This window comes from Mycobacterium sp. EPa45, assembly GCF_001021385.1.
Classification (GTDB): Bacteria; Actinomycetota; Actinomycetes; order Mycobacteriales; family Mycobacteriaceae; genus Mycobacterium.
This window is the reverse complement of record NZ_CP011773.1, coordinates 6,049,685-6,076,458: the sequence shown is the minus strand read 5'-3', so window position 1 is coordinate 6,076,458 and position 26,774 is coordinate 6,049,685. Positions and strand designations below refer to the sequence as shown.

Annotated in this window: 21 protein-coding genes and 1 pseudogene; 15 read left to right on the top strand and 7 right to left on the bottom strand. The window is 64.6% G+C overall.

Going from position 1 to position 26,774, the window contains the following annotated elements; all coding sequences use genetic code 11:
* Nucleotides 1-8 precede the first annotated feature (8 nt).
* The 6 genes from AB431_RS28845 to AB431_RS28820 all read left to right on the top strand — a co-directional run bounded on the left by AB431_RS28845 (nt 9) and on the right by AB431_RS28820 (nt 6,925).
* Nucleotides 9-917, top strand: a complete 909-nt coding sequence (locus AB431_RS28845; protein WP_047332831.1) for an NAD(P)-dependent oxidoreductase — start codon at nt 9-11, stop codon at nt 915-917.
* A gap of 8 nt (nt 918-925) precedes the next feature.
* Entirely contained in the window at nt 926-1,657 is a 732-nt protein-coding gene (locus AB431_RS28840; protein ID WP_047332830.1) for a hypothetical protein, read from the top strand.
* A gap of 12 nt (nt 1,658-1,669) precedes the next feature.
* Nucleotides 1,670-2,617, top strand: coding sequence for a TIGR03564 family F420-dependent LLM class oxidoreductase (locus tag AB431_RS28835; protein WP_047332829.1), 948 nt, complete (start codon nt 1,670-1,672; stop codon nt 2,615-2,617).
* A 35-nt stretch (nt 2,618-2,652) separates the two neighbouring features.
* On the top strand, nt 2,653-3,486 hold the full coding sequence (locus AB431_RS28830) for an LLM class F420-dependent oxidoreductase (RefSeq protein WP_047332828.1): 834 nt from the start codon (nt 2,653-2,655) through the stop codon (nt 3,484-3,486).
* 119 nt (nt 3,487-3,605) lie between these two features.
* Nucleotides 3,606-4,052, top strand: coding sequence for an MmpS family transport accessory protein (locus tag AB431_RS28825; protein ID WP_144418400.1), 447 nt, complete (start codon nt 3,606-3,608; stop codon nt 4,050-4,052).
* Nucleotides 4,049-6,925 carry an RND family transporter gene (locus tag AB431_RS28820; RefSeq protein ID WP_047332826.1) on the top strand — a complete coding sequence of 959 codons (2,877 nt, stop codon included), beginning with the start codon at nt 4,049-4,051 and terminating at the stop codon, nt 6,923-6,925. The genes AB431_RS28825 and AB431_RS28820 overlap by 4 nt, the downstream gene beginning before the upstream one ends.
* A 6-nt stretch (nt 6,926-6,931) precedes the next feature.
* Here the strand turns inward: AB431_RS28820 and AB431_RS28815 are convergent, their stop codons facing one another.
* Entirely contained in the window at nt 6,932-7,411 is a 480-nt protein-coding gene (locus AB431_RS28815; RefSeq protein WP_047332825.1) for a hypothetical protein, read from the bottom strand.
* Between the two features lie 112 nt (nt 7,412-7,523).
* Nucleotides 7,524-9,764: an EAL domain-containing protein gene (locus tag AB431_RS28810; RefSeq protein ID WP_369802953.1), complete on the bottom strand. Its 2,241-nt coding sequence runs from the start codon at nt 9,762-9,764 to the stop codon at nt 7,524-7,526.
* 275 nt (nt 9,765-10,039) lie between these two features.
* Here AB431_RS28810 and AB431_RS28805 point away from each other — a divergent pair, with 275 nt between their 5' ends.
* From AB431_RS28805 to AB431_RS28790, 4 genes are read left to right on the top strand one after another with little or no spacing between them, the layout of a single operon-like run.
* Entirely contained in the window at nt 10,040-12,826 is a 2,787-nt protein-coding gene (locus tag AB431_RS28805) for an EAL domain-containing protein (RefSeq protein WP_235435784.1), read from the top strand.
* A gap of 6 nt (nt 12,827-12,832) precedes the next feature.
* Nucleotides 12,833-16,396, top strand: a complete 3,564-nt coding sequence (locus AB431_RS31515) for a response regulator (RefSeq protein ID WP_047332823.1) — start codon at nt 12,833-12,835, stop codon at nt 16,394-16,396.
* On the top strand, nt 16,389-17,255 hold the full coding sequence (locus AB431_RS28795; RefSeq protein ID WP_047332822.1) for a protein-glutamate O-methyltransferase CheR: 867 nt from the start codon (nt 16,389-16,391) through the stop codon (nt 17,253-17,255). Before AB431_RS31515 ends, AB431_RS28795 begins: the two co-directional genes overlap by 8 nt.
* Complete coding sequence (locus AB431_RS28790; RefSeq protein WP_047332821.1) at nt 17,242-17,862, top strand: chemotaxis protein CheB; 621 nt, start codon at nt 17,242-17,244, stop codon at nt 17,860-17,862. The genes AB431_RS28795 and AB431_RS28790 overlap by 14 nt, the downstream gene beginning before the upstream one ends.
* Before the next feature lie 7 nt (nt 17,863-17,869).
* On the opposite strand, the gene AB431_RS28785 is transcribed toward AB431_RS28790, so the two are convergent.
* Nucleotides 17,870-18,901 carry a fused (3R)-hydroxyacyl-ACP dehydratase subunits HadA/HadB gene (locus AB431_RS28785; RefSeq protein WP_047332820.1) on the bottom strand — a complete coding sequence of 344 codons (1,032 nt, stop codon included), beginning with the start codon at nt 18,899-18,901 and terminating at the stop codon, nt 17,870-17,872.
* Between the two features lie 165 nt (nt 18,902-19,066).
* On the opposite strand from AB431_RS28785, the gene AB431_RS28780 reads away from it, so the two are divergent.
* Nucleotides 19,067-19,957 (top strand): DUF732 domain-containing protein, encoded by an 891-nt coding sequence (locus tag AB431_RS28780; protein WP_047332819.1) that lies wholly within the window; start codon nt 19,067-19,069, stop codon nt 19,955-19,957.
* Here AB431_RS28780 and AB431_RS28775 read toward each other — a convergent pair.
* Both AB431_RS28775 and AB431_RS28770 read right to left on the bottom strand, forming a co-directional pair.
* Nucleotides 19,954-20,319: a nuclear transport factor 2 family protein gene (locus AB431_RS28775; RefSeq protein WP_047332818.1), complete on the bottom strand. Its 366-nt coding sequence runs from the start codon at nt 20,317-20,319 to the stop codon at nt 19,954-19,956. The two genes, AB431_RS28780 and AB431_RS28775, sit on opposite strands and share 4 nt — an antisense overlap.
* On the bottom strand, nt 20,306-21,010 hold the full coding sequence (locus AB431_RS28770) for an SDR family NAD(P)-dependent oxidoreductase (RefSeq protein WP_047333903.1): 705 nt from the start codon (nt 21,008-21,010) through the stop codon (nt 20,306-20,308). Before AB431_RS28770 ends, AB431_RS28775 begins: the two co-directional genes overlap by 14 nt.
* A 117-nt stretch (nt 21,011-21,127) precedes the next feature.
* Between AB431_RS28770 and AB431_RS30245 the strand changes: the two genes are divergently transcribed.
* Nucleotides 21,128-22,060, top strand: a complete 933-nt coding sequence (locus AB431_RS30245) for a LysR family transcriptional regulator (protein WP_082135835.1) — start codon at nt 21,128-21,130, stop codon at nt 22,058-22,060.
* A gap of 42 nt (nt 22,061-22,102) precedes the next feature.
* Here AB431_RS30245 and AB431_RS28760 read toward each other — a convergent pair.
* Nucleotides 22,103-23,029: pseudogene (locus tag AB431_RS28760) on the bottom strand (YbfB/YjiJ family MFS transporter); the annotation flags it as partial.
* A 253-nt stretch (nt 23,030-23,282) separates the two neighbouring features.
* Between AB431_RS28760 and AB431_RS28755 the strand changes: the two are divergent.
* The gene (locus tag AB431_RS28755; RefSeq protein WP_047332816.1) at nt 23,283-23,960 is read left to right on the top strand and encodes an SDR family oxidoreductase; all 678 of its coding nucleotides are present in this window, start codon (nt 23,283-23,285) and stop codon (nt 23,958-23,960) included.
* Between the two features lie 78 nt (nt 23,961-24,038).
* The gene (locus AB431_RS28750; protein ID WP_047332815.1) at nt 24,039-24,728 is read left to right on the top strand and encodes a sensor domain-containing protein; all 690 of its coding nucleotides are present in this window, start codon (nt 24,039-24,041) and stop codon (nt 24,726-24,728) included.
* Here the strand turns inward: AB431_RS28750 and AB431_RS28745 are convergent, their stop codons facing one another.
* Entirely contained in the window at nt 24,729-26,372 is a 1,644-nt protein-coding gene (locus AB431_RS28745) for a peptide chain release factor 3 (protein WP_047332814.1), read from the bottom strand. It lies immediately after the preceding gene.
* A gap of 65 nt (nt 26,373-26,437) precedes the next feature.
* On the opposite strand from AB431_RS28745, the gene AB431_RS28740 reads away from it, so the two are divergent.
* Entirely contained in the window at nt 26,438-26,773 is a 336-nt protein-coding gene (locus AB431_RS28740) for a hypothetical protein (protein ID WP_047332813.1), read from the top strand.
* The last annotated feature ends 1 nt before the right edge of the window (nt 26,774 follow it).

Genomic DNA, 26,774 nt, shown 5'->3' with positions numbered 1-26,774 from the left:
CTGATGGGATGCTCGACGCAGAGAAGGTCCTCATCACCGGCGCCACCGGCAAGATCGCGTTCCCGATCGCCCGTGCGCTGGCGCAGCGCAACGAGGTGTGGGGCGCCGCGCGGTTGCGCAACGAGCATGACCGGGATCGGCTGCGCGCCGCCGGCATCACCCCGATCGCGCTGGATATCAGCAGGGGCGACTTCTCCGCCCTGCCCGACGATTTCACCTACGTCTTCCACGCCGCCGTCGATCCCGGCGCCGACGACTGGGTCCGTTGCGTCGACACCAACGCCCAGAAATCCGGTGACCTGCTCTACCACTGCCGCTCGGCCAAAGGGTTCGTGTACTGCTCGACCGGCTCGATCTACGCCTACCAAGGCCGACGACCACTACGCGAAGACGACCCGCCCGGGGTGCCCTTGCGCGCCAACTACAGCTTCTCGAAGATTGCCGCCGAGCAGACCTGCACGTGGATCGCCATGCAGTTCGGCATCCCGCTGACGATCATCCGGATCTGCTCCACCTACGGTCCCGAAGGCGGTGCACCCGCCGATCGGCTGCAGATGATGCTGGCCGGCAAGCCGATTCGGCTGCATCCCGACAAGCCCAACAATTACAACCCCATCTACGAAGACGACTACGTCGAGCTCGGTATCCGTGCCATGGAGGTCGCCGGCACCCCGCCGATCATCGTCAACTGGGCTGGCAGCGAGACAGTCAGCGTCGAGGACTACTGCGCCTACATGAGCGAGCTCGTCGGCGTCGAGCCGGTCCTCGACTACACCGCCGACGCGCACACCCCGCTGTGGCCCGACGTCACCTACATGCACGAAGTGCTCGGTAGGACGAAAGTGCCCTGGCGCGAAGGGTTTCGACGCATGATCGAGGCCCGCAATCCCGAACTGTTGACCTCCCCTGAGCTTTGAGGAACGCCATGTCACTACCCGGAACCCCGTCCGACTACGTGCAGGGCGTTCTCGTCAACGGCAGCGGAGACATCACCACACTGTTCGTGTCGATGGCCCGCCGCCACCCCGAGGGCACCGACGCCGAGTATCTGCGCTGGCACACCCTCGATCACCGTCCCGAGCAGCATCGGTTGTCGGCGGTCCGCGCCTCGCTGCGGTTGGTGTCGACCCCGGACTGCCGGGTCGCCCGCGCGGCGAGCGCCGGCCAGTACGACGAGATCGACCACGTGATGACGTACTTCTTCACCGCGCCCAGCGGAATGGACGGCTTCCTCGATCTCTCGCAGGCACTCGGCGACGCAGGCCGCAAGCTGACACTGCTGCCGCCGGTCGAACGCGGTGTCTACGACGTCGAAAGCCGAAGGGCCGCAGACCGAGTCAAGATCGGCGCCGATGTCCTGCCCTGGTGGCCGGCCAAAGGCGTCTACCTGCTGCTCGAGCGCGGCGACGGGCCTACCGACCATTTGCTCGACATCGACGGGGTGGCAGGAACCTGGACGGCCAGAGCGCTCGACGTCGACGCCAAGCTCGCCAACGCGCCCAGCGGCCAGTCGCTCACCTACTGCTTCCTCGACGACGACCCGGTCGCCGTCGCCGAGCGACTGCAACCGGCGCTCCGACAACGAGCGACCGAAGTCCTACTGGCCGCACCGTTTCACACCCTTGTCCCGCACGAGTGGGACCGCTATGTGCCGTGAACGGAGACTGTGATGCGCATTGGATTGATGGTGGGTTCTGACAAGGAACGCCTGCGTAAGGATCGGCTCACGGGACTGCTCGACGACGGAAAGGTCGCCGAGGACCAGGGATTCGCCTCGTTCTGGATTCCACAGGTGCCCGGATACCTCGACGCCCTGACGGCAGTGGCGCTACTGGGGCAGGTGACCGAGCGGATCGAGATCGGCACCGCGGTGGTCCCCATCCAGACTCGCCACCCGCTGATCATGGCGCAGCAGGCGCTCACCACCCAGGTCGCCTGCGCCGGCCGGTTGGCGCTGGGGCTCGGTCCGTCGCACCACTGGATCATCACCGACCAGCTGGGTTTGAACTATGACCGGCCCGCCAAGCTGGTGCGCGACTACCTCGATGTACTCGGCAGGGCATTTGAGGGACCGGGCACCGTCGACGTCGACAACGGCACGTTCAGCGTGCACAGCCCCATCGATGTCGCCGATGAACAGGTGCCGATCCTGCTCGCGGCGCTCGGCCCGACGATGCTGAAGATCGCCGGTGAGCGCGCCGGCGGAACCATCCTGTGGATGGCCGACGAGCGCGCGATCGGCGATTATGTGGTGCCAACGCTGACCGCCGCAGCCGGGACCTCGAAGACCAGAGTCGTCTCCGGTGTCCCAGTGGCGCTCTGCGCTGACAGAGACGTCGACGAAGCCCGGACCTATGCCAGCGACGTACTCGGCCACGCCGACTTCTCACCCAATTACGTCCGGCTGCTCGAACACGGCGACGCCGAGGACGTCGGGGACACGATGGCGGCCGGTGACGAGGCGACAGTGGTGTCCCGGCTGCGGCGCTATCGCGACGCCGGGGTCACCGACCTCGCCGCCCGAGTCGTACCGCTGGGCCGGGACGCCGATGAACGGCGAGCATCGCGAGAACGGACGCAGGCGTTCATCGCCTCGCTGATCGACGAGCTCGCCTGACACTCGCGGCCGGAGACAGTGGCAGTGTGGGCGTTATGGAATTCGGCATCTCGACCTTCGTCAATGACGACACCATCGACACGATCTCCCTGGCCCGCGCGATCGAGGAGCGGGGCTTCCACGCGTTGGCCATCGCCGAGCACACGCACATCCCGGCCAGCCGCGAATCCCCGTACCCGCAGGGGGGCGATCTGCCGTCGGTCTACTACCGCACGCTGGACCCGTTCGTCACCCTCGCCGCCGCGGCGGCGGTCACCTCGAGCATCGAGCTGATCACCGGGATCGCCCTGCTCATCCAGCGGGACCCGATCACCACGGCCAAGGAGGCGGCCAGCATTGACCTGATCTCCGGCGGCCGGTTCGTGTTCGGCGTCGGCGCCGGTTGGAACCTCGAGGAGATGCGAGATCACGGCACCGACCCGAAGACGCGCGGCACCCTATTGGACGAACGAATCGAAGCGATCAAGGCACTGTGGACCGATGAGCCGGCCGAGTATCACGGACAGTTCGTCGAGTTCGAACCTTCCTATGCCAGACCGAAGCCGGTACAGAAACCGCACCCGCCGATCGTGATCGGTGGCGACTCGAACGCGACCGTCAAGCGGATCATCCGCCACCAGGCCGGCTGGATCTCCAACCCGCTGCCGGTCGAAAGGCTGACCCAACGGATCGAGCAGATTCGCTCGGGTGCCGACCACGACGTCCTTCTGACGACGTTCGGGACGCCGGTCAACCTCGACTACTGGCAGGCACTCGACGGGCTCGGATACCGCCAGGCGAACCTGCTGCTGCCGACGAAATCACGAGACGACTCACTTCGGCTGCTCGATGACTATGCACAGAAAGTTGCCGAGTACCGCGGCGGCTAGCTGATCCCGCTCCGCTGTTGTGGAGTCCGGTCCGGTACCGTACGGTCAATCTAGTTGATAAGCAGTCCTAGAGAACGCCGTACCGTCCGCGCCTGTCGCCGCTCATGAAAGGGTCACGGATGCAGCGGGTTTCGCTCAGCCGACGGCTCAGCCAACGCTGGATGCTGCTGGTGGCGGTCGTCGTCGTCGCAGTGGCGGGCTTTGCTGTGTATCGGCTGCATGGCATCTTCGCCTCCCACGATGTGACCTCCACACCCAGCGGGGCGGGCAACGACATCGTCCCGTTCAACCCCAAGCACGTGGTCCTGGAGGTCTTCGGCCCACCGGGCACCGTCGCGACCATCACCTACCTGGACGTGAACGCGCAGCCGCAACGCGCCGATTCCGTCACGCTGCCGTGGGCGTATGACACGACCACCACGCAGCCTGCGGTCTTCGTCAACGTTTCCGCCCAGGGCGACAGCGACTCGATCGGCTGCCGCATCAAGATCGACGATGTCGTCAAAGACGAGCGGACGGTGAACACGCTCAACGCCTTCACCTACTGCCTGGACAAGTCGGGATGAGCCACCGGATTCCCGATTTCATCCGGCGGTTCTCGGTCCTCATCGCGCTGTTCTGGCTCGGCCTGGCCGTGGTGACCAACGTCTTCGTCCCACAGCTCGAAACCGTTGCCGAGTCGCACAACGTCTCGCTGAGCCCGCAGGATTCGCCGTCATTGCTGGCCGCGAAACGGATCGGCAAGGTCTTCGGCGAATTCGATTCCGACAGTTCGGCGATGATCGTCCTGGAAGGTGACCAGCCGCTCGGCGCCGAAGCCCACCACTACTACGACGGCCTGATCAAGAAGCTCCAGCAGGACACCAAGCACGTCCAGCACATCCAGGACTTCTGGGGTGATCCGCTGACGGCGGCCGGCTCGCAGAGCGCCGACGGCAAGGCGGCGCTGGTTCAGCTGTATCTGGCCGGCAACCAGGGCGAGTCGCTGGCCAATGAGTCGGTCGACTCGGTGCGCAACATCGTCAACAACACGCCGCCACCGCCCGGCCTCAAGGTCTACGTCACCGGCGCGGCGCCCCTGGTCACCGACCAGTTCGAGGTGGGCCGCCATGGCACACTGAAAACCACGCTGATCACCATCGGGGTGATCGCGGTGATGCTGTTCTTCCTCTACCGCCGGCTCACCACGGTGTTCTTCGTGATCTTCACGGTGATGATCGAGCTGACCGCGTCGCGCGGGTCGGTGGCCGTGCTCGCGAACGCCGGGATCATCCAACTGTCGACCTATTCGACAAACCTGTTGACGCTGTTGGTGATCGCCGCCGGCACCGACTACGCGATCTTCCTGCTCGGCCGCTTCCACGAAGCGCGCTATGCCGGGCAGGACCGGGTCTCGGCATACAACTCGATGTATCACGGGACCGCGCACATCATCCTCGGCTCCGGCCTCACGATCGCCGGGGCGGTGCTGTGTCTGACGTTCGCGCGGCTGCCGTACTTCAACAGCCTCGGCGTGCCGGCCGGCATCGGCGTACTCGTCGCCGTGGTGGCGGCGCTGACCCTGGCGCCGGCGCTGCTGATCATCGGCCGCCACTTCGGCCTGTTCGAACCCGCCCGCCCGATGCGCACCCAAGGCTGGCGTCGCATCGGTACTGCGATCGTGCGTTGGCCCGGTCCTGTCCTCGTGGTGACGGTCGCCATCGCACTGATCGGTCTGATTGCGTTGCCCGCCTACAAGACCAGCTACGACGCCCGGGGGTACATGCCGGCAAGTGCCCCGGCCAATGTCGGCTACACCGCAGCCGAACGCCACTTCTCCCAGGCCCGGCTCAATCCCGAGCTGCTGATGATCGAGACCGATCACGACTTACGCAATTCCACCGACATGATCCTGTTGGAGCGCGTCGCCAAGGCGGTGTTCCACAGCGACGGAATCGCTCAGGTGCAGTCGATCACCCGGCCGCTGGGTACGCCCCTGGACCACACGTCGATCCCGTTCCAGATCAGCGCCGGAAGTGCCTCTCAGATCAACAATCTGCCCTTCCAACAGGCTCGCGGAGAAGACCTGCTCAAGCAGGTCGACGTCATCAACAACTCGATCGACATTCTGCGCCAGCAGTACGCGCTGCAGCAGCAGTCCAGCGCGGTCACCGACGAGCAGACCAAGGCCTTCCAGGACACCGTGGCCACCGCCCAGGACCTGCGCGACAAGATCGCCAACTTCGACGACTTCTTCCGGCCGCTGCGCAACTACTTCTATTGGGAGCCACACTGTTACGACATTCCTGCCTGTGCCGCGCTGCGATCTCTGTTCGACGCACTCGACGGCATTGATGCGCTGACTGACCAGCTGGGTAATGTGGCCGGGAGCATCGCCAAACTCGATGCGCTGCAACCGAAGCTGCTGGCGCTGATCCCCCCGCAGATCGAGAGTCAGCAGACCAACCGCGATCTGACGCTGACCAACTACGCCACCACCTCGGGCATCAACGACCAAGCGCAAGCGGCACTGCAGAACTCGACTGCACTGGGCCAGGCATACGACGCCTCCAAGACCGACGACTCGTTCTATCTGCCGCCGGAGGCGTTCACCAACCCGGAGTTCGTGCGCGGGATGAAGCTGTTCCTCTCTCCCGACGGCAAGGCCGCCCGGATGATCATCACCCACGACGGTGATCCGGCCACGCCCGAGGGCATTTCGCACATCGACTCGATTCGGCACGCCGCGCAGGAGGCCGTCAAGGGAACGCCGCTGGCGGGCTCGAAGGTCTATCTCGCCGGTACCGCGGCCACCTATAAGGACATCCAGGACGGGGCCGAGTACGACCTCATGATCGCCGGGATCGCCGCGCTCAGTCTGATCCTGCTCGTGATGATGTTCATCACCCGCAGCATCGTCGCGGCGTTCGTGATCGTCGGCACCGTGGCGTTGTCGCTGGGTGCCTCGTTCGGGCTGTCAGTGTTGATCTGGCAGGACATCTTCGGGATTCATCTGTTCTGGATTGTGTTGGCGCTGGCCATCATCCTGTTGCTGGCGGTGGGATCCGACTACAACCTGCTATTGATATCCCGGTTCAAAGAGGAGATCCACGCCGGGGTGAACACCGGCATCATCCGGGCGATGGCCGGGTCAGGTGCCGTGGTGACGGCAGCTGGTCTGGTCTTCGCTGCGACGATGGCGTCGTTCATCTTCGCCGACTTACGGATCCTCGGGCAGATCGGCACGACGATTGCCCTGGGCCTGCTGTTCGACACGCTGATCGTGCGGTCCTTCATGACGCCGGCGGTCGCGGCACTACTCGGTCGCTGGTTCTGGTGGCCACTGAGGGTGCGGCCCCGCCCCGCCAGCCGGATGCTTCAGCCGTATGGAACCCGCCAGTCGGTTCGTCAGCTTCTGCTGTGGGAGGACGGCGACGGGATCGCCAAAACGCCGAAGTGACGAGAATCAGTCGCGGTCAACGGACGTGAGCTGGTCGGTGGTCTGGTTCTCGACCACCGGGATGTCGCGCAATTTGTTTTTCATTCCCGCCACCCGGCGCAACTGAGCGGCCATGTTCATCGACGTCAGCATCGGGATGCCGCCGATGAACGTCCGGAACGAAGGGTTGCCGCCGTCGAGATGCAACATGAACAGGCAGCCGACGACGTAGAAGAAGCCGATGGTGAACAACGCCGCGGGAATCGCGTACGCCAGCGGCGAGCGGGCGTCGGCAACCAGTTCGCTCGCGTAGTCGAATTCTTCTCGCGTCAGCGGATCACGTTTGCGGACCTTCGCCAGCACTGCTTTGTGGGCACCCACCTGCTCGCCCATCGGGTGCGGCGGGCGGCGCTCCAGTCGGCCGATGTATACGAATACGCAAGCGGCGAAGACGATCTCGAGCATGGCGGCAAGAATCGTGAGATCACCCCAGGGGCCAAGGTTCACGCGAGCACTCCCTCCTGCGCGGATATACCAGAAACGTTACCCCAACTAACTAGACCGTCCATCGCATCGCAGCGTGATGTAGGCATTGCCGCGTTCGGCTCGGCAGGTGGGTCTAACTACCCGCGGCCCGTCGGCGTCGTCGGCGTCGCTTGTTGTACATGGCCTGGTCGGCATGTTCGAGGACGGCATCGATCGAGCGTCCGTCACCGGTGTGGTGCGCGGCGATTCCGATGGTCAACCTGGCCGCAACTTGCTTGCCCTCGCCGAGCATCACCGGCGCCGTGTCCAGCTGGTCGGTGATCCGGTCGGCCAGGCGTGCGAGTTCCCAGTCGTTGACTGAATCGGTGATCACCAGGAATTCGTCGCCGCCCCAGCGGGCGACGACATCGTCCTCTCCGACCGCCGCTTGCAGCCGCCCGGCGACCTGCACCAGCAACTGGTCACCCGCGCGGTGGCCGTGCTGATCGTTGACGGCTTTGAAGCGTTCGATATCGCAGAACAGGATCCCGTAACCCCGTCCGCTGACGTGGAGCTGTTCCAGGCGGCTCCAACCGGCCGACCGGTTCGCGACCCCGGTCAGCGGGTCGGTGGCGGCTTGTCGTGCCAGAGCGGCCTCACGGATGCGGTCGGCAGTCACATCCACGATCTGCGAGACGAAATAGCGCGGCTGATCTCGCGGTGCGTTCACCACCACTACGGTCAACGCGCCCCACACGACACGGCCGTCGGCAGCGATGTACCGCTTGTCGATGCGGTAGGAGCGGCGCCGTCCCTCCAGGCATTCGGTGAGAAGTGCGATATCGGCCTCGAGATCGTCGGGGTGGGTTATTTCCTGAAAGGTGAGTTCGGCCAACTCGCGTTTGGTGTATCCGAGCATCGTCCGCAGAGCGCGATTGGTGCGTAGGAACGTCCCGTCCAACCCCACAACAGCCATGCCGATGGGCGAATGGGCGAGCGCCAGTTCGAACCGCCGCTCGCCGAGAAGGTCGACCGCGGTGGGAAGCAGATCACTCGACGCCGCCGCAGCAGCAGCCGGAAACCCGTGCACGAGTGGCCGTGGGCGGCTGAGGTAATACCCTTGGGCCGAGCTGATGCCGACCGCGTTGATGGCATCGAGTTCACCTTGTGTCTCAACACCTTCGGCGATCACCGTCGCGCCCATCTGACCGGCGAGCTCGGCGATGGCGTGCGCCAGTCTGCGTCGGGCATCGTCGACGTCGATGTGGCGGGTGATCGACTGGTCGATCTTGACGAATTCGGGGCTCAGTTCGAGGACGTGAGAGAACGAGGAGAAGCCGGCGCCGACGTCGTCGACCGCCACCCGGACGCCTCGTGCGCGGCACGGCTCCAACGCGTCGTCCAACGCGCCGTAGTCGAGGACGGCATCGTGTTCGGTCAGCTCCAACACAATTCGCGAGGGGTCGACATCGGCCAGCATTTGACTCCACGGAGCGACCAGCGCCGCCGCGGGCGAGATGTTCACTGCGATGAAGATGTCCTCGGGCAGCTGCGGCACCATTGAGATGACCCGCGCCACGATCGCGGTCTCCAACTCGATCCCCAGCCCCAACAGTGCTGCCTGCGCGAGGAATCCGTCAGGACGAAATGGTTCTCTGGGAAAGCGGGCAAGCGCCTCGACACCCACCACCTTGCCGGTCGGGACGTCGTGGACCGACTGGAACACCACCTCGAAATCGCGCTGATACACCACCCTTCGGATCGCCGCCCGCTGAGCCGCGGTGGTATCGGTGCCACTATCCGGAGATTCGATGAGTGTGCCGATGAGTTCGGCGATCTGCTTGACAATGCGCAGGTCGATATCGGCGAGGTACGGCTTGGCCTCACGGCTGACAGCACAAACCATTCCGATCGTGGCGCCGTTGCGGTTGAGCACCGGCACGCCGACGTAGGCGCCGAGGCCGAATTCACGAGTGACGGGAAGTGCATCGGTGGTCTGGTTGGCCCGGGTATCGGGGATGATTCCGGGCAGCCGCCCGTCGATGACTCGAACACAATAGGAATCGAATAGTGACGCACGGTCGCCGGATGTGAAACTTACTGCGTCAGTGTCGCCGTCGAGCACCTCGAACGTTTGCATCCCATCGCGGAACGAGGCCAGCCACGCGGTTTCCAGCCCGAGACGGCTTCGCAACAGGCCCAAGAGGGTACGAATGAGTTCGACGGGAATCTCGGGCCCGTCGTCTGCGAGTGGTTCGTCGACCCCCTCGAACCGCATAGCCACCAGTAGACCCCACGACCCGCGAATCTGCACTGGAATGCGACGGCCGGTGGGAATGTTTGCCGAAGCGTCATAGCTCCGGACGTCGACGCAGCGTGAGGGACCCGTCGCCACGAGATCACCCTGACGACGGGCGGCGTCATTGGAGAGGATCGCCCGGCGATTGGGGATGGGTCGGAGGTCCGGTGCTGCAGGTGCGCTCGCGTCGCGGTGGGATTCGTCTCGATCCGACGACTGTCTGGACTCGCCGACACGCGCGGATACCGAACGCTGCGTCGGGGTGGTCGATATTCTGCAGGCGGAGTTTGCGCTGCCGCGTTTGATCGATCGCCCCGAACCTAGAGGAAGGTACGTCGGGACGCCACGCCGAACGGTCTCGGAGCGACCGTATGCCGACGGGCGCACCGACTACATCACGGTTAAGCGACGAAATTTGCTGTATTTGTCGATTGGCGTCCTATGGGGGTGGCGCAGCGGCACACTTATTGCAACGGGTCATTGTTCACGAAAAGAGTCGGGGGAGTGAAAGTTCGAGTGCTTGTGCCAGACCTCGCGCGGGAGGGAACATTAATCCCGTGCTGATGGATGGCGTGGTGCAGGAGCCCACGACAACCGAGAGCAAACAGACGGTCCTGGTTGTCGACGACGATGACCGGCTGCGGGAGCTGCTGTGTACCGTGCTCAGGCCCCTGGACTGCGAACTTGTCCAGGCAGGCTCGGGCGAGGAGGCGCTCACCGAACTGCTGCAGCGCAAGGTTGCGGTGATCGTGCTCGACATCAACATGCCGGGGATGGGCGGATTCGAGACCGCACGTCTTATTCGGGAGGCCGACGAGTTGGCCTCTACGCCGATCATTTTCCTTACCGGCCAGGCGGACGACGGCGATCTCGATCGCGGCTACGACCTGGGAGCGGTGGATTTTCTGCTCAAGCCAGTTTCGGCAGCGGTGCTCTACGGCAAAGTGAAAGCTTTGCTGGAGCTGGACCAATCGTTTGCCAAACTTCACATGGAGGCGGCGCGCCTGCATGAACAGCAACTCCAGATCGCACGTGCCGCCGAGAGCCGCCAGCGTGAAGAGCTTGCCTTTACGCGGCGGCGGGCTCGGCTGGCCAATATCTTCGCCGAGGACAGCATCGACCTGCCGACCTTGGAAAAGACCATCGTCGCCGAGATGAGCCAATTGTTCGACGCGGCATGTCTGCTTCGTCTGCCGGCCCCGGGCAGCCAGTGGCAGGACTCGTTCTCGCACACCGAAGCGGGTCGAAGGTCGGAGTTGCTGCAGCAGTGGCTCGTTGAGCAGGCATCCGGCGGAGTGCGCAGCCCGATGCCCGGCGGGGCGGTCATGATCCAGGAGTTGTCGGCCCGAGGACAACCTGTCGGTATTCTCTGTGTCGGCCGCACCGACGGTCCCGCCTTTTCCGAAGTCGAGACCGCGCTGTTCCGCGGCACATCCGTGGCAGCCGCTCTCGCGATATCCAACGCCACGCTCTACCGGGTTCAGGCGGAGTATGCCGCCGTTATGCAGGCCACCGCTGACGCGATCCTCGCCGTTGATGCCACGGGCGCGATCCGCAGCTGCAACAAGGCCGCCATCGCACTGTTCAGCGGGCACGACGACAGCCTGATCGGCCGATCCATCGTGGACCTCGCCGTCGACGCGCATCGAGACAGGTTGCGTGAACAATTGGACTGCACCCTGGCGACGCACCAGGAAGTGTCGATGGAGATGACGTTCGCCGCCGGCCTCCGTCGCCCCGTCGACGTCCTGATCACACTGTCGCCGATCGGTGACTCGATCGATCTGCACGTCGCGGTCGTGGTGCATGACTTGACGGAGATCAAGCAGGCCCAACTGGTGATCAGCCACCTCGCAAGCCATGACCCGCTGACCGACCTGGCCAATCGTCGGCAACTTAACGAGCGACTCGCGGAGCTGTCCCGCCGGCCGGACCACACAAAACTGGCTGCACTCATGTACATGGACGTCAACAGGTTCAAGTCGGTCAACGACACCTACGGCCATGACACCGGTGACGAGCTGCTCGTCGAAGTCGCTGTGCGGCTGAGGTTGGCCGCCGGCAACGACGCACTGGTCTGCCGCATCGGCGGGGACGAGTTCATCGTCGTGTTCGAAGATGTGCGGTCGATCGACGATGCCGTCGCAGCGGGGAACCGGATCCTGCAGCAGGTCCAGGGCGAACCGGTTCACTGTAAGAACGTGACGCTGTATCCGTCGCTGAGCATGGGCATCTCGTGTCTCGGCGCGAGCGCACACACTCCCGAGGAGTTGCTCAACCAGGCCGATATCGCCATGTTCGAGGCGAAGAAGAACCGGCTCGACGAATGTGTCCTCTACACCGATGGGATCGGGTCGCGGCACAGAGGAAGGGTAGACCTGCGATCGGAAGTCGCGGATGCCATTGCCCGGTCGGAGTTTCGGATGGCTTATCAGCCGATCGTGAACTCAGCCACCGGAGCGCTTTTCGGGCTCGAGGCCCTGGTCCGCTGGCGGGTCGGTGGTGAGGAGATGCCCGCAACCGACATCATCGCGCTGGCCGAAAGTGCCGGGCAGATCGCCCCATTGAGCAGATGGATCCTGGTGCGCAGTTTCGAGGACTTCGCAGCCCTGGGAAGAGACGACTTGAAGCTGCACGTGAACATCTCGCCGGACCACGTGCTCGACGGAAGCTTCCTCGACGACCTGATCGGTGTCCAGCGAGACAACGGGATCTCACCGGAGAACATCTGCCTGGAAGTCACCGAGCGCACGTTCTATCGTGACCCAACTCCGGCGTGTGTGGCGCTGCGCCACGCTCGAAGCATCGGATTCAACTTGGCGATAGACGATTTCGGTGTCGACCATGCGAGTATGACGAACCTGCTGCACATCCCCGTCGACTGGTTGAAGATCGACCGCACGTTCGTCGCCGAGGTCCATGACGACCGGCGCGTACAACGGCTGGTACGCAGCCAGATCGCACTGGCCGCGTGTATGCAGGTCGATTTGATCGCCGAAGGGGTCGAGAACCAGAAGCAGGCCGACTGGTTGCGGGACGCGGGATGCGTTCTGCAGCAAGGATTCTCCTACGCCCATCCGATCGAGGCGACGGACCTGGCCGCGGAGGTGGAGAAGTGGCCCACTGCTTGGAGAGCGAAGGTTACCGGTGAGAGCTAGGGAGACATGAAGCTTGCGACCCGACTGGCGATCGTGTGCGGATGCGCGCTTCTCGCCGTCATCATGGCGAATACGCTCTACACCGTTCAACTCCGGCAGATCACCGACCTGTTCGAGGAGCGGTCCCAAGCCCGCAACGACCAGGTCGCCGCACTCGACGTCCAGCGTGATCTGAAGGCGTTGCTCGTCGCGCACGACAGGCTGTTGTTCTCCAACGACCCCGCCCGCCGCGCGGAACTCGCCGGCGAGCTCGACGAACTCGACCGAACCGTTGACACCGAGCTTCGAGCGGGCGCGGAGACCGAGGACAACAGCTCGATCCGCTCGATGTACCAGCAGGCACTGGGCACCTGGTCGACCTTCCGGTCGAACTATCGGTCCGATCTGCAGAACGCCCAGAACAATGGGCAGGCAGTGGCTTCCGCGAGAGACCTCGCCGGTCAGGTCGCGGCGCTGGAGAGTCAGTTGGGCCAGATCGAGCAGGACTCGGTAAAGGCCGTCGCCAGTGCCAACACCAGGGCGGAAAATGCGGTCCGTTTCGCCCGGTCACTGCTGTGGATCCTCGCCAGCGCCATCGTCCTGGTCCTGGGCATCATGTTGTATTTCACCAGCCGCAATATCCATCGCACGGTGACCGGGGCGGCCGAACAGAACGAAAAGGCCCGCCGTGCCAAGGAAACTCAGGCGAATCTGATGACCGAGATTCAGGCGGCGCCTGATCTGGCATCCGCGGGTTCGGTCATCGTGTCACGCACTGCGCAGGCACTCGATGCCAAACACGGAGCCCTGTATCTGCGGCAGGCGCAGGAGATGGACCGGTTCGACCTGGTGGCCTCGTATGCCTTCCACCGCCGCAAGGACTTGCCGAATTCGTTCGGATTGGGGGACGGGCTGGTCGGCCAGTGCGCGCTGGAGGGCAATCGGATCGAGGTCACCGGCGCCCCCGGGGACTATGTCGAGATCGTCTCGGGCTTGGGCAAGACGGACCCGGTGTCGCTGATCCTCATTCCCATCAAGACCGACTCCGAGGTGCACGGCGTCCTCGAGCTTGCCGCCCTGCGGTTGTTCTCGCAGGACGATGTCGAACTGTTGGAGAGCATTGCCTTCGGAGCGGGAGTTGCCCTCAGCGCCATCGAGTCCGCACAGAAGACCAATGAGTTGCTGCGGTTGTCCCAGGCGCAGACCGAGGAACTGCAGGCGCAGGAAGAGGAGTTGCGGACCGCGAACGAACAGCTGACGCAACGCGAAGACCAGTTATCGGCCCAGAATGCCGAGCTGGAGGAGACGACCGAGGAGCTGCGCTCGCAACAGGAAGAACTGCGGGCGAGTTCGGAGCGCCTCGAGACGCAGGCGCAGTCGCTGGAGCAGAAGAACAACGAATTGCATCGGCTCAGCCAGACCCTCGAAGCCAAGGCCGAGGAACTGGCCGTCTCATCGCGGTACAAGTCGGAGTTCTTGGCGAATATGTCGCACGAGTTGCGGACACCGCTCAACAGCATCCTGATCCTGGCGGGCTTGTTGGCCGATTCGGATGACCCCCTCACCGACAAACAGCAGGAGTTCGCGGAGACGATTCAACAGTCCGGCAAGGACCTGTTGAACCTCATCGACGAGGTGCTCGACCTTGCCAAGGTGGAATCCGGATCGTTACGTCTGGAGCGCGAGCTGATCCAGGTAAGCGACCTGGTCGCCTTCCTCGAGCGCACCTTTCGCCCGATCGCGGACAACAAGGGTGTCAGCTTCCGGGTGGTGGTGGGCGACGCCACCCCAACGCAACTCTTCAGTGACTACACGCGCGTGAAGCAGATCGCGAAGAACCTGGTGGCCAATGCGATCAAGTTCACCGACCAAGGCTCGGTGACCGTGGAGCTGTCGGGGGCGGGTGACATCGAAGGCAACCCAGGAACCGGTTACCTGGCAGTGGCCGTCGTCGACACCGGAATTGGTATCGACGAGCAGGACCACCACCTGATTTTCGAGTCCTTCCAGCAGGCGGCCAAGGGAAACACCAGGCTGTACGGCGGCACCGGGTTGGGGCTGGCGATCAGCCGCGAACTCGCACGCAACCTCGGCGGCGAAATCACGCTGCGCAGTGCGCTGGGCGAGGGATCAACCTTCACCTGCTATCTGCCCGTCACGTCCCCACAGGCGGGTGACGCCGCGCTGCCCGAGGCCCCGCGCGCTGCGGCGCCACCGAGCAGTGTGCTCGCCCCGCCGGCACCGCAGCAGGTGGCCGCAAACGGATCCGCGTCCACCGCTGAGGTGTCGCCTGGTCAGATGTCGCCTGAAGCCGATGGTGCGCTCTCACGCATTGGCGCGGTGGATATTTCGTCCGTCAGCTGGCCGGAAGGGTCCAAACCGGTCCTGCTTGTGGTCGAGGACGACCCGACATTTGCAGGATTGCTCGTCGAGCTGGCCACGGAAGCCGGCTTCGATGCGGTCGTCACCGCAAGCGGCCGAATGGCGTTGGCGCTGGCGAAGGAAAGGCAACCCGCCGCGATCACGTTGGATATCGGTCTGCCGGACATGGCCGGCTGGGTTGTCCTGGACGTGCTCAAGCATGACCTCGCCACGCGGCACATACCGGTCAACGTCATTTCGGGTGCGAACGACGACGGCCGCGGCCGGCGGATGGGTGCAATCCACACGTTGAACAAGCCCGCCGAGGTCGCCGATCTCCGGTCGATGTTCAGCGCGGTCGCCGATTTCCTGAAGCCGGGGCCGCGCCACGTGCTGGTCGCCGAAGACGATGCCAGCCAGCGTCAGGTTGTCAAGCACATGATCGAGAGCGACGATATCGCGATCACGTGCGTCGGAACCGGCCAGCAGGTGCTGGCCGAATTGGCCGGACCGACCTCGTACGACTGTCTGGTCCTCGATCTCGGGCTGCCCGATATGGACGGCATAGATCTCATCGAGCGGGTCAAGGATCAGCTCAAACAGAAACATCTGCCGGTAATCGTCCACACCGGAAGGGAATTGACCACCGCCGAGACGCAGCGCCTCGAGGTGCTGGCTTCTGCCATCGTGTTGAAGAACGCCAAATCACCTGAGCGGCTGCTGGACGAAACTGCACTGTTCCTTCACCGCGTGGCCACCGACATGCCCGACTCGGCCCGCGAAATTCTGTCAAACCCCAAGCGGGTCGACGAAAGCCTCAAGGGCAACACCGTCCTGCTGGTCGACGATGACGTCCGCAACGTCTTCTCACTGGGTAGCGCGCTGAAGCGCTACGGCATCACGGTGATACCCGCCCGAAACGGGCAAGAAGGACTTGACAGCCTCGCCGCGCATCCAGAGGTGGGGCTCGTGTTGATGGACATCATGATGCCGGTCATGGACGGTTACGAGGCGATGCGGCGGATCCGGGCTGAATCCCGCTGGCGCACCTTGCCGATCGTGGCGTTGACGGCAAAAGCAATGAAGGGTGACCGCCAGAAGTGCTTGGACGCAGGTGCTTCGGACTATGTGACCAAACCGGTCGACATGGATCAGTTGACATCCGTGCTCAGGGTGTGGCTGGGCAGTCGGTTGCGAGGCCAGCAGGGGGCGGCAAGCACCAATGAGTAATCCCGCGGAGAATGATCCGGCTCGGTCCAAGGAACTGACGGCGATCGAGGCGGAGGCGTTCTTCTACGCGGTGTACGAGTTTCTCGGCTACGACTTTCGTCACTACACGGATGCGTCGCGCAATAGACGGCTGATGGCGTTCGTCGAACGGCATTCGTTGGGCACCATATCCAGGGCTCAGGATCGGGTGCTCCGCGATCCCAGCCTGTTGGCCTCGCTGCTGTCCACGATGACGGTCAATGTTACCGAGATGTTCCGAGACCCACTGGTGTTCAACAACATCCGTGCGGAGCTGTTGCCCCGACTGGCCACCTACCCGCGCATCCGGATCTGGGTCGCGGGTTGCGCGACGGGTGAAGAGGCGTATTCCGTTGCGATCCTTCTGGATGAGGCCGGTCTGCTGGATCGGTCGACGATCTATGCAACCGATATCGACAGCGACTCCCTCAAGATCGCCGCGTCGGCAATCTACCCCGCGGATGCCATGGTGGGCGCGACCCGCAATTACCAAGCCAGCGGCGGGGTAAGACCATTCTCGGACTGGTACATCGCCAAGTATGATCGGTGCATTCTCAGCCCGACACTGCGTTCGCGGTTGGAGTTCTTCTCGCATAATCTGGCCACCGACAGCACCTTCGGCGAATTTCATCTGATCCTGTGCAGGAACGTCTTCATCTATTTCGAGGAAACGCTGCAACGCCGGGCCGAACGCATGTTCTGGGAGAGCTTGGCTCCATTCGGCAATCTCGTCATCGGTCCACGGGAGGGCCTGACCGTCGACGGCATGCGGTTGTTCAAGCCGCAGGACCGCCGTCTGGGCATCTACGCCAAGAGTCAGAATCAGTATGTCGGGCCCTGACGTCGTTGTGATCGGAGGCAGTGCCGGGGGAATCAAGGCGTTGCGAGGGATCTTCGAAACACTCGTCGACATCGGCAACACGGTGGTGTTCGTGGTGTTGCATCGCGCGCCGCAGTACTCAGGACTTGATCGAGTTCTCCAGAGTTACACCGCAATTCCGATTCGTGAACCGAGCAACAGTCCGTGGCCGTGCACACCTGGCGAGGTCACCCTCGCCCCTGCCGGATACCACCTGCTGGCAGGCAACGACCGCGGCCGGTCGACGGAGCCGCAGACGCCGATCGAGCAGTATGAGACGGGTCCCGGCGTGCGCGCCCACCTGACTTTGGATCCACCGATCCTGTGCTCGCGTCCCTCGCTGGACGCGGTGTTCTCCAGCGCGGCCCAGCTCGTCAATTCGGTAACGGCCGTTTTGCTTTCGTGCGCGAGCGAAGATGGAGCCCGCGGTTGCGAGGACGTGAAAGGCGCCGGTGGACGGGTCGTGTTGCAGGATCCGGACAGTTGCGAGGCAGCCATGGCCGTCAATGCCGCCATGCGCGTTGTCAATCCGGATCACATCGCGGATCCGCGCGGGATCGGGCGATGGCTTTCCGAGCTTCGCGGGTAACGCGGCGTCAGGCGAATCGCACGTTCATCGTCGCCAGACCAAAGATCTTCTTGCCCTCGGATTTCGCGCCGATGAGGACTACGCCCGAGCGGGTTTCGGGATCCAACGATTTGACCTTGCCGCTGAACTCAATGTCGGCGCCCTGCTTCGCCGAGACGACAGCGGGCTGCGACAACCGCACCGCGAAGCGAGTCACCGCACCCGGATCACCCGACCAGCTCGAGTGGAAGCCCGCGGCAAGGCCCATGGTGAGCATGCCGTGGGCGATCACGTCGGGCAGGCCGGCAAGCTTGGCGATGTCCTCATCCCAGTGGATCGGGTTCGCATCGCCGGCCACTCCGGCGTAGTTCACCAGGTCGCCGCGGGCCACCCGGGTGTGGTGGGTCGGCAGCTCGTCGCCGACCTTGACGTCGTCGAATGACCGCGTTCCCGGCGTGCGGGTCAGACCGCCGTCCGAGATGCGGATCTCGCCCTCGGGTCGCAGCTCCTTCTCGTATTCGTCGTCGATCCCGCCGATGTCGAGAATGTTCATGTCGTGCATCATCGCGTTCTGGACGGCCGTCTTCACTCCCGCGTCGATGTCCTCGGCGGTGATGCCGACAACGGTGGTGTGCAGAGTGTGCACCCGCTCGCCGCGGGTGTCAGTGAACGTGTTGGTGACGGTGATGAAGTCCCGGCCCGCAGTGCGGCGTACCGAGGTGAGTTCGACGTCGATGACAAGCTCGTCACCGGCGACAATCGGGCGGTGCTGCTCGAAGACCTCTTCGGTCTGCAAGTAGGTGTCGTACCCGACGACGATCGACTCGAACATCCGCCGATTGCACTGCATACCGGGCGCCGAGGTGAAGGTCAGCGGGGCGATCACATCGGAATAGCCGAGCTCGGCGGCCGCAGCGACATCCCAGTGGGCAGGGTGGTAGTCCTGCACCGCGCGGGCATACTCACGAAGCTTCTCGCGGCCGACGAGGTAGGTCCCGTCCATCCGGTAGTAGTGGCCGACCCGGGCTTCGAGCGGTGACGTCTCTGCTGGTGCACTCATAGATTTTGCTCAACTTTCCGGTCGGCTTGTTCACTGAAGCCGACCAAAGCACCCTAACCCGCCTGGCATACCCAGCCCCGCAGCGCCAGTGCGGCCCGGCGCGCGCACCTGCACAAAGAGCGCATTGCCGCAGCGAGATGCCGGTTTCGGTGATATTCAAGAGCGATGAAGCGTGCGCCCGCGGCCTGCCCCTATTGCGGGGCGGACCTCGACGCACACGGCAGCTGCGCGCGCTGCGGCGGTGTCCTGACACCGACCCCGCCGACTGGCTGGCGGCCCGATCCAACTGCCCGCTTCGAGGGCCGCTACTACACCGCCGGACATCCGACCAATCGGGTTCGAAACGGCAGGGCCGAGTCGAACGACCCCGTCGGTGGGCAGATGTTGCCGGACTACGTCGAAGTGCCGGTGGCTCGGTCGAGCATTCGGTTGACGTGGCTGGCCACGGGAGTGACGACCGCGGTCATCGTCATCATCGCCGGAGTGGTAGCGGGCCTACTGTGGGCACGGCACAAACCGGGGCCGGTGCCCGAAGTCGACTACGTGCAGGCGTTGCAGACGGCGGGGTTGTTCGACCAGTTCAATTCCGAGGCCAATGCCGTAGCCCACGGGCACGAGGTGTGTAATCAGCTCGAACACGGTGGGCAGCAGCAGGGTCTGCTCGCCGACAAGATCGCGGTCGATGTGTTCTGCCCGCGGTTCAACAAGGGTTTTCGCGTTCTTGAATCCGCCAAGATCTCCGGTGTTTTCGTACTGACCGACAGCCTCGGCACCGGCGCGATCGTCACCGACGGGGGCGCCTGCCACGGGACGGACGGCTACGCCGACGTCGGGCGTACCACTCCGGTCACCGTCAGGAATGGCAAGGGCGACATTCTCACCACCACGTCGCTGGGTGCGGGCACCGGCGACAGTGCCAACTGCACGTTCTCCTTCACCTTCTCGATCAACGAAGGCCAGGACCGCTACGTCGTATCCATCGGCCGCCGCGGCGAATTCAGCTACAGCTTCGAACAATTGCGCAGCCACGGATTGCAGATCCACCTCGGCCGCTAATCCGGAGCGGGGCTCGCCTGGTAGTACGCGATGCTCCAGTGCTCGCCGAAGCGGGTGATGACGATGCCAAGGCGAAGGTCCCTGGCCTGTCCATCGCGAAACGCGAAACTCGCTGCGACATAGCCCAGTACGGTGTCGGCGCCGATCTGCCGCGATTCCAGCACCGAGTAGTTCACCGTCATCCCGGCAGGCTGAGAGTCGTAGTAGTCGAAGACTCCCTGTCGCCCGACGCTGAAGGGGCGCAGGCCCTGAAAAATCGCGTCGGCGGCGAAGACGGCGGCGACCGCTTGCGGATCGTGGGCGTCGATAGCGGCTTTCCACCGGTTCAATACGGATCGTAGGAGATCCTCAGTGTCCTGCACTTTGACCTCCGTCCACGTGCAGGATCTCGCCCGTGACGAATCCTGCCTGTTCCAGGTACAGCACGGCCTCGACGGCGTCGTCGATATCGCCGAGCCGGCGCAGCGGATTGAGTTGGGCCAATATGTCGTGGGTCGACGGATCGTGCATCGGGGTGCTGACGACCCCGAGGGCGACGGCGTTGACCCGGATCCCGCGGCCGGCGTACTCGACGGCGAGCGCCCTGGTCACGGCGTTGAGGCCGCCCTTCGTCAGTGATGCCAACGCCGACGGCACCTGGGAGTTGGCGTGGTCCACCAGACTGGTCGAGATGTTGACGACGTGGCCACCGGTCCCGAGCAGCCGCAGCGCCGCCCGGGTCACCTCGAAGAAGCCACGCAGATTCACTCCGGTGATGGCGTCGTAGTCGGCGTCGGTGTAATCGGTGAACGGTTTGGGGATGAAGATGCCGGCGTTGTTGACCACCGTGTCGATGCGGCCGAAGCGCTGCACCGCAGCGTCGGCGATGCGTTGTCCCACCCCTGGTCGGGCGATGTCGCCGGCGACGGTGAGTATCAGTGGGTCGTCACTGTCGCGGATGGTTCGCGAGTTGGCGACCACCCCGTAGCCCAGCCGGCGATAGCCCTGTACCAGGCCGGCCCCGATGCCCTGGGAGGCACCGGTGATCACGGCGACCCGCGCCGGGATGTCCATGTTGATGGTCCTTTCTTCGCTGTCTGCCTTGCTCAACACGTGGGACTTCACGCTGATGCCACGCCGGGTCGACAGATCCCCTCTCTGCTGTGAGGCAGCGCCTACTAGGCTGCAGCGATGGAGTTGCGGCAGCTGCGCTACTTCGTCACCGTGGCCGACGAGTTGAATTTCGGTCGCGCTGCTCAACGTCTCCGCATCGCCGGGCCGTCGCTGTCTCAGCAGATCAAGGTTCTCGAGCGCGACCTCAAGATCACCCTCTTCGACCGCGACCGCCGCTCAGTGACCCTGACACCAGCCGGCGCCGCGCTATTACCGGACGCGAGGGCGCTGATCGCCCAAGCTGACGAATTGCGAAGGCGCGCTTCTAATCTCGGTGGTTCGGAGCCGGTCCGGGTCGGCTATGTCAATTGGTGTCCGACGGATTGGTCCGAGCGGGCGGCCGGGATCGCGCAATTGCGGGTGGACACCTGGGTCATGCCGTCGCACACGCAGGCCGCGCGGGTCGCCGACGGCAGCCTCGATCTGGCGATCTGCTGGGTGCAGAAGGACGACCTGGAGGCGCTGTCTCTCGAGGCCCGGCTGCTGGGAGTGGACCGGCTCTACGCGCTTGCGGTCGGTTCCGACGATGCGCCGGTCGATGCCGCCGACACCGTCGTGTTGGTCGACGCGGATGCCGGCAGCTGGTTGTCGTGGAATCGCTACGCCGAGCAGTTCGCGGCCGCCACCGGCGCCCGCATCATGCGCACCGACGACGGCGGTGTCACCGGCCCAACGTTCTTCGAGCACGTCCGCGGCCTGGGCCGTCCGGTTGTCAACAACCCGAAAGGCCAGGACGAGGCGCTGCCCAAAGACCTGGTGCGCCGGGCGGTGATCAACCCGTCGCCGTTGTGGACGTGGTCACTGGTGTGGCGGCGCGACGACGACAACCCCGCGGTTCACGCCTTGGTCGACGAATTCACCCGGGGCATAGTGGATTTCGGACTCGCCGACTCCTCGTCCTGGCTGCCCGCCGACGACCCGCATCAGCCCCGCGACCACGGCGGCAGCTAGCACCACGGCCGCACCCACCACCAGGGCCGGCCGGAAGCCGTCATGCAGCAGGGGGCTGACCACGACCGGTCCCAGTATCTGCCCGACCGAGTATCCGGCGGTCAACAGTGCGACCGCACGCGGATAGCGCAGCAGACGCGCGGCCGCCAGCGACAGCGTGCTGATTCCGATGAACGTGCCGCCGAACAACGCCGACCCGATCAGCGCGGCCGCGACCCCGCCGAAGATGCCTGCCGCGGCGATTCCCGCCGCTTGCGCGCACAACGCCGTCACCAAGAGTCCCGAATGTGACCACCGGGTACTCAACGCCGCCCACAGCGCCGCGGATGGAATGGTCGCCAGCCCTACGACGAGCCACGTCGCGCCGCCGAGCCAGTGCGGTGCGCCCTGTGTGACCGCGGCGACCAGGAAGGTGCCGGCGATGATGTAGCCGACGCCCTCGAGGGTGTAACTCACCGCAAGCAACCCGAATATGCAGTGCGGCAGGCGATTTTGAGTCACACCCGACGACTGCACACCGGGGGGAGCCGGGCGCATCATCCAAGCGGCGGTGGTCAGGATCCCAGCTGCGATCGCCGCGCCCCACCAGGCGAGCCGCCACTGCTGGCCGGCCAGCACCAGGACCGCTGAGAACGCGATGCCCGCACCGATTCCACCGAATGCCCACCCGGCCAGGTGCGCCGGACTGCCGTGTAGGTGCTCCAGCAGGGTGTTGACGGCGATCACGAACACCAGCGCACTGGTCACGCCGGCCACGGTGCGCAGCAGCATCCACTCGAACGTGGTGCCGGCCAACGGCATGGCGGCCAAACTCGCGACGAGTACGACCAGCGATGCGCGACAGGCAACGACGGATCGGGCGAGTCGTGGCCAGACGAAGCCCGCCAGTGCGCCGACAAGGTAGCCGATGTAATTGGCGGTGGCCAAGGTGGCGGCGGTATGTGGCGTCATGGGTGTTTGTGCCGTCATCAGCGGCAGGATCGGGGTGTAAACGAACCGGCCGATACCCATGGCGGCGGCGAGCGCCGCCGCACTGCGTGCGATGTGCCTGTGATGCTGCATCGGACCATCGTGGGATTCATCCGAGTGGGACCGCCACGACCGCCGCGCTCTCAGCTGGGAGGCACCGGCTTGTACCAGGCGGTCACCAGCTGGGTCTACCGGAATTAACTCAGCCTGCTCTAGTGTTGAGCCAACCAAAGAACCGTGGAAAGGGACATCGATGACCGAGCAGATCACCGCACTGGTAACAGGTGCCAATCGCGGATTGGGACGACAGCTGGCCGCCGAGCTGCTCTCGAGGGGGGCGAAGGTCTACGCCGCGGCCCGCAGGCCGGAGACCGTCGACCTGCCCGGCGCGATCCCGGTCCAGCTGGACATCACCGACCCGGAGTCGGTGCGCCGCGCGGCGGAGATCGCCGGCGATGTCACGGTGCTGGTGAACAACGCCGGCGTCTCCACGCGGGCACCGCTGCTCACCGGGCCGATCGACGACATCCGGCTCGAGATGGAAACCCACTACTTCGGGACGCTGAATGTCAGCCGGGAGTTCGTGCCGATCATCGAGAACAACGGCGGGGGAGCGGTACTGAACGTGCTGTCGGTGCTGGCGTGGGTGCACCCGCCGAGCTCGGGCGCCTACTCGGCGGCCAAGGCAGCCGCCTGGGCGCTCACCGACGCGCTGCGAGCTGAGCTCGCGCCCAAGGGAATTCACGTCGCCGCCCTACACGTCGGGTACATGGACACCGACATGGTCAGCTACATCCCGGCCGAGCAGAAGATCGATCCCGCACAGGTGGCCAAGCAGGCCATCACCGGCGTCCTCAATGGCGACGCCGAGATCCTGGCTGACGAGCTGTCACGCCAGGTCAAGGCGGGTCTGTCCACGGTCAACACCTAGCGATTTCGGCGCGCTTTCGTTCGCTCAACGGCGGATTGCGCGCCGAAATCGCAAAATGTGGGTATACCCCTGCGGGAAATGGAACGTCGGAAACTGGTCGTGACGGCGGCCGTGTTCTGTGTGCTGATGAGCGCCGGGTGCGGGGGCACCATCGGAGGCGTTGCGGTGACGGCGACGCCCCCCAAGTTGATCGCGCGCCCGCTTGTCGAACGGGAACTGCCAGGGCTGTTGCTCAGCCCTGATCAGGTGAACGCCGCGATGGGGGTCAACAATATGGCTGTCACGAATACGGCGACGTCGATGGCCGACAACGCCGGCGTCATGGCGCCACTGGACTGCCTCGCCATCGACGGCGCCGCTGAGACGCGCGTGTATGCCGACAGTGGCTACCTGGCGGAGCGCGACCAAAGCCTCAGCGACGGAGACAAATTGGACCATTACGTCAAGCAGGCAGTGGTGTTGTTCCCCACGGCAGAGCAAGCCGAAAATTTCTTCTCCGCCTCGGCGCAACAATGGCAGGCGTGCCACGCATTCACTCACACGCAGAGCGGGACCCGCTGGTCGGTCGGGCAGATCGCAACCGCTGACGACGCTTTGAGCACGACCGCAACAGAGGAAGAGGCCAAGGCTCCGGGCCGGGCCTGTGGCCGGGCACTGGAGCGTCGCAACAACATCATCATCGACGTCAACACCTGCGCGGCCGACCCCGGGGACTCAGCCCCGAAGATCGCTGACCAGATCGCGATCAACGTCGCCGCGAAGTGGTGATCAGTCGTCGCCTGCGGCAACCAGCGGGCGCAGCTTCACATTCGGGTTGTCCTCGCAGAAGCCCTGCAGCCGCCACTTCGTGGTGAACAATGCGAGCGTCACACCGTCGGTGCGGGTGAGAGCCTCGGTCGACACCTGCTTGTCGATGAACGCTGCGTCCTCAGGGTCGGCGGCACGCGCCACGGTGTAGGGCAGCGGTTCCAAAGAGATCGGTGCATTGAATTCGGTGGCCATCCGGTGACTGGTCACCTCGAACTGCAGTGGGCCCACTGCGGCCAGGACGGGCGCCTGCTCGCCGCGGCGGTCTGACCGCAGAACCTGCACCACCCCCTCCTGCTCGAGTTGCTCGATGCCCTTGCGGAATTGCTTGTGCTTGCTCGGATCAGTGCCCCGGGCGACGGAGAAATACTCGGGGGAGAAGCTCGGAATCGGCGGGAACTGCACGGGCAGGTCGCGGAACAGGGTGTCTCCTGGGCGCAGTGCCGCGGCGTTGGCGAGCCCGATCACATCGCCCGGCCACGCATTGTCCAGTGTCGAGCGTTGTTGGCCGAACACCGATTGCGCGTACTTGGTGACGAACGGCTTGCCGGTCGCGGCGTGAGTGAGGACGTCGCCTCGCTCGAAGGTTCCCGAACACACCCGGGCGTAGGCGATGCGGTCGCGATGGGCGGAGTCCATGCCGGCTTGAACCTTGAAAACGAAGGCACTGAACGGTGCGTCGACCGGCCGCACATTGCCCTCGACGTCGACCTGGCCGCTCGGCGGAGGCGCGAGCCGTGTCAGGTTGTCCAGGAGCTGGTTGACGCCGAAATTCAGGGCCGCGGAGGTGAACAGGACAGGCGTCGTCACGCCCTGCAGGAACGCTTCCTGGTCGTGGTCACCGTCATCGGCGGAGAGCAGCTCGCATTCCTCGACCGCGTTGTCCCAGTCGATGCCGGCTGCCTCGTGGGCCTGTTCGGGAGCGATGTGCTCCTCGGGTGCGGCGGTGGCACCACCCGCTGTGCGGGTGAATCGGATGAAGTTGCCGGTGCGGCGATCCAGCACGCCCTTGAAGTCGCCGGCGATGCCGACCGGCCACGTCAACGGGGTCGGCTTGAGCCCGATCCGAGCCTGGATCTCGTCGAGGAGTTCCAGCGCGTGACGGCCGGGACGGTCCCACTTATTGATGACCGTGAGGATCGGCAGGCCGCGGTGCTTGCACACCTGGAACAGCTTGAGTGTCTGGGGTTCCAGGCCCTTGGCTGCATCGATCAGCATGACCGCGCAGTCGACGGCGCTCAGCACCCGGTAGGTGTCCTCGGAGAAGTCCGCGTGCCCGGGGGTGTCGAGCAGGTTGATGACGCAGTCCTGGCCCTCCGGCGAGTGGTAGGGGAACTGCAGTGCCGTGGAGGTGATGGAGATACCCCTGGCCTGCTCCATGTCCATCCAGTCCGAGACCGTGGACCGCCGCCCGGCTTTGCCGTGGATGGCACCGGCCTGGGTGATGATTCTCGCGTGCAGCACCAGCGCCTCGGTGAGCGTGGACTTACCGGCGTCGGGGTGGCTGATGACGGCGAAGGTTCGACGGCGACCGGCTTCGGCCAGGAGCCGGTTCGCCGCAGCCGTCGTGGGCGCCGTCCGGACACCGAGGTCTTGATCGCTCATTGCGCCATCGATCGTATTTGCCGACGACGCAAAACCGCTAATCGCGTGGGCTAGGCTCCCTCTCTGTGAACGGGCCGACCGGCATCGAGATCCAGGTTGGGTTGACGCCCGGCCAGAAGGTCATCGGCAAGCTGCTGCATGCCGCGTATCTCGACGTCATCGGCAGAGCAGTCGCGCAGGGCAGCACGGCTGTCATCGAGGTCGACGGTCGGCGGACCGAGGAGCCGTTCTACGAAGCCCACTTCGTCGCGTGCGAGCCCGGCGAGCACACCGTCGAGATGTTCATGCAGGGGGCCCGCGCTCCGACGCCGTTGCGAGCAAGATCTATGGCGCAAACTTGTCGACAACGGTCCACGATGGTCAGGTCACGGTCTTGCGGTACACGCCGAAGGATGGCGTAGG

What these genes read in the sequence shown, in the direction of transcription:
- AB431_RS28845 (WP_047332831.1), top strand. Translation starts at nt 9, where the DNA reads ATGCTCGACGCAGAGAAGGTCCTCATCACCGGCGCCACCGGCAAGATC.
- AB431_RS28840 (WP_047332830.1), top strand. Translation starts at nt 926, where the DNA reads ATGTCACTACCCGGAACCCCGTCCGACTACGTGCAGGGCGTTCTCGTC.
- AB431_RS28835 (WP_047332829.1), top strand. Translation starts at nt 1,670, where the DNA reads ATGCGCATTGGATTGATGGTGGGTTCTGACAAGGAACGCCTGCGTAAG.
- AB431_RS28830 (WP_047332828.1), top strand. Translation starts at nt 2,653, where the DNA reads ATGGAATTCGGCATCTCGACCTTCGTCAATGACGACACCATCGACACG.
- AB431_RS28825 (WP_144418400.1), top strand. Translation starts at nt 3,606, where the DNA reads ATGCAGCGGGTTTCGCTCAGCCGACGGCTCAGCCAACGCTGGATGCTG.
- AB431_RS28820 (WP_047332826.1), top strand. Translation starts at nt 4,049, where the DNA reads ATGAGCCACCGGATTCCCGATTTCATCCGGCGGTTCTCGGTCCTCATC.
- AB431_RS28805 (WP_235435784.1), top strand. Translation starts at nt 10,040, where the DNA reads ATGCCGACGGGCGCACCGACTACATCACGGTTAAGCGACGAAATTTGC.
- AB431_RS31515 (WP_047332823.1), top strand. Translation starts at nt 12,833, where the DNA reads ATGAAGCTTGCGACCCGACTGGCGATCGTGTGCGGATGCGCGCTTCTC.
- AB431_RS28795 (WP_047332822.1), top strand. Translation starts at nt 16,389, where the DNA reads ATGAGTAATCCCGCGGAGAATGATCCGGCTCGGTCCAAGGAACTGACG.
- AB431_RS28790 (WP_047332821.1), top strand. Translation starts at nt 17,242, where the DNA reads ATGTCGGGCCCTGACGTCGTTGTGATCGGAGGCAGTGCCGGGGGAATC.
- AB431_RS28785 (WP_047332820.1), bottom strand. Translation starts at nt 18,901, where the DNA reads ATGAGTGCACCAGCAGAGACGTCACCGCTCGAAGCCCGGGTCGGCCAC.
- AB431_RS28780 (WP_047332819.1), top strand. Translation starts at nt 19,067, where the DNA reads ATGAAGCGTGCGCCCGCGGCCTGCCCCTATTGCGGGGCGGACCTCGAC.
- AB431_RS28770 (WP_047333903.1), bottom strand. Translation starts at nt 21,010, where the DNA reads ATGGACATCCCGGCGCGGGTCGCCGTGATCACCGGTGCCTCCCAGGGC.
- AB431_RS30245 (WP_082135835.1), top strand. Translation starts at nt 21,128, where the DNA reads ATGGAGTTGCGGCAGCTGCGCTACTTCGTCACCGTGGCCGACGAGTTG.
- AB431_RS28755 (WP_047332816.1), top strand. Translation starts at nt 23,283, where the DNA reads ATGACCGAGCAGATCACCGCACTGGTAACAGGTGCCAATCGCGGATTG.
- AB431_RS28750 (WP_047332815.1), top strand. Translation starts at nt 24,039, where the DNA reads ATGGAACGTCGGAAACTGGTCGTGACGGCGGCCGTGTTCTGTGTGCTG.
- AB431_RS28745 (WP_047332814.1), bottom strand. Translation starts at nt 26,372, where the DNA reads ATGAGCGATCAAGACCTCGGTGTCCGGACGGCGCCCACGACGGCTGCG.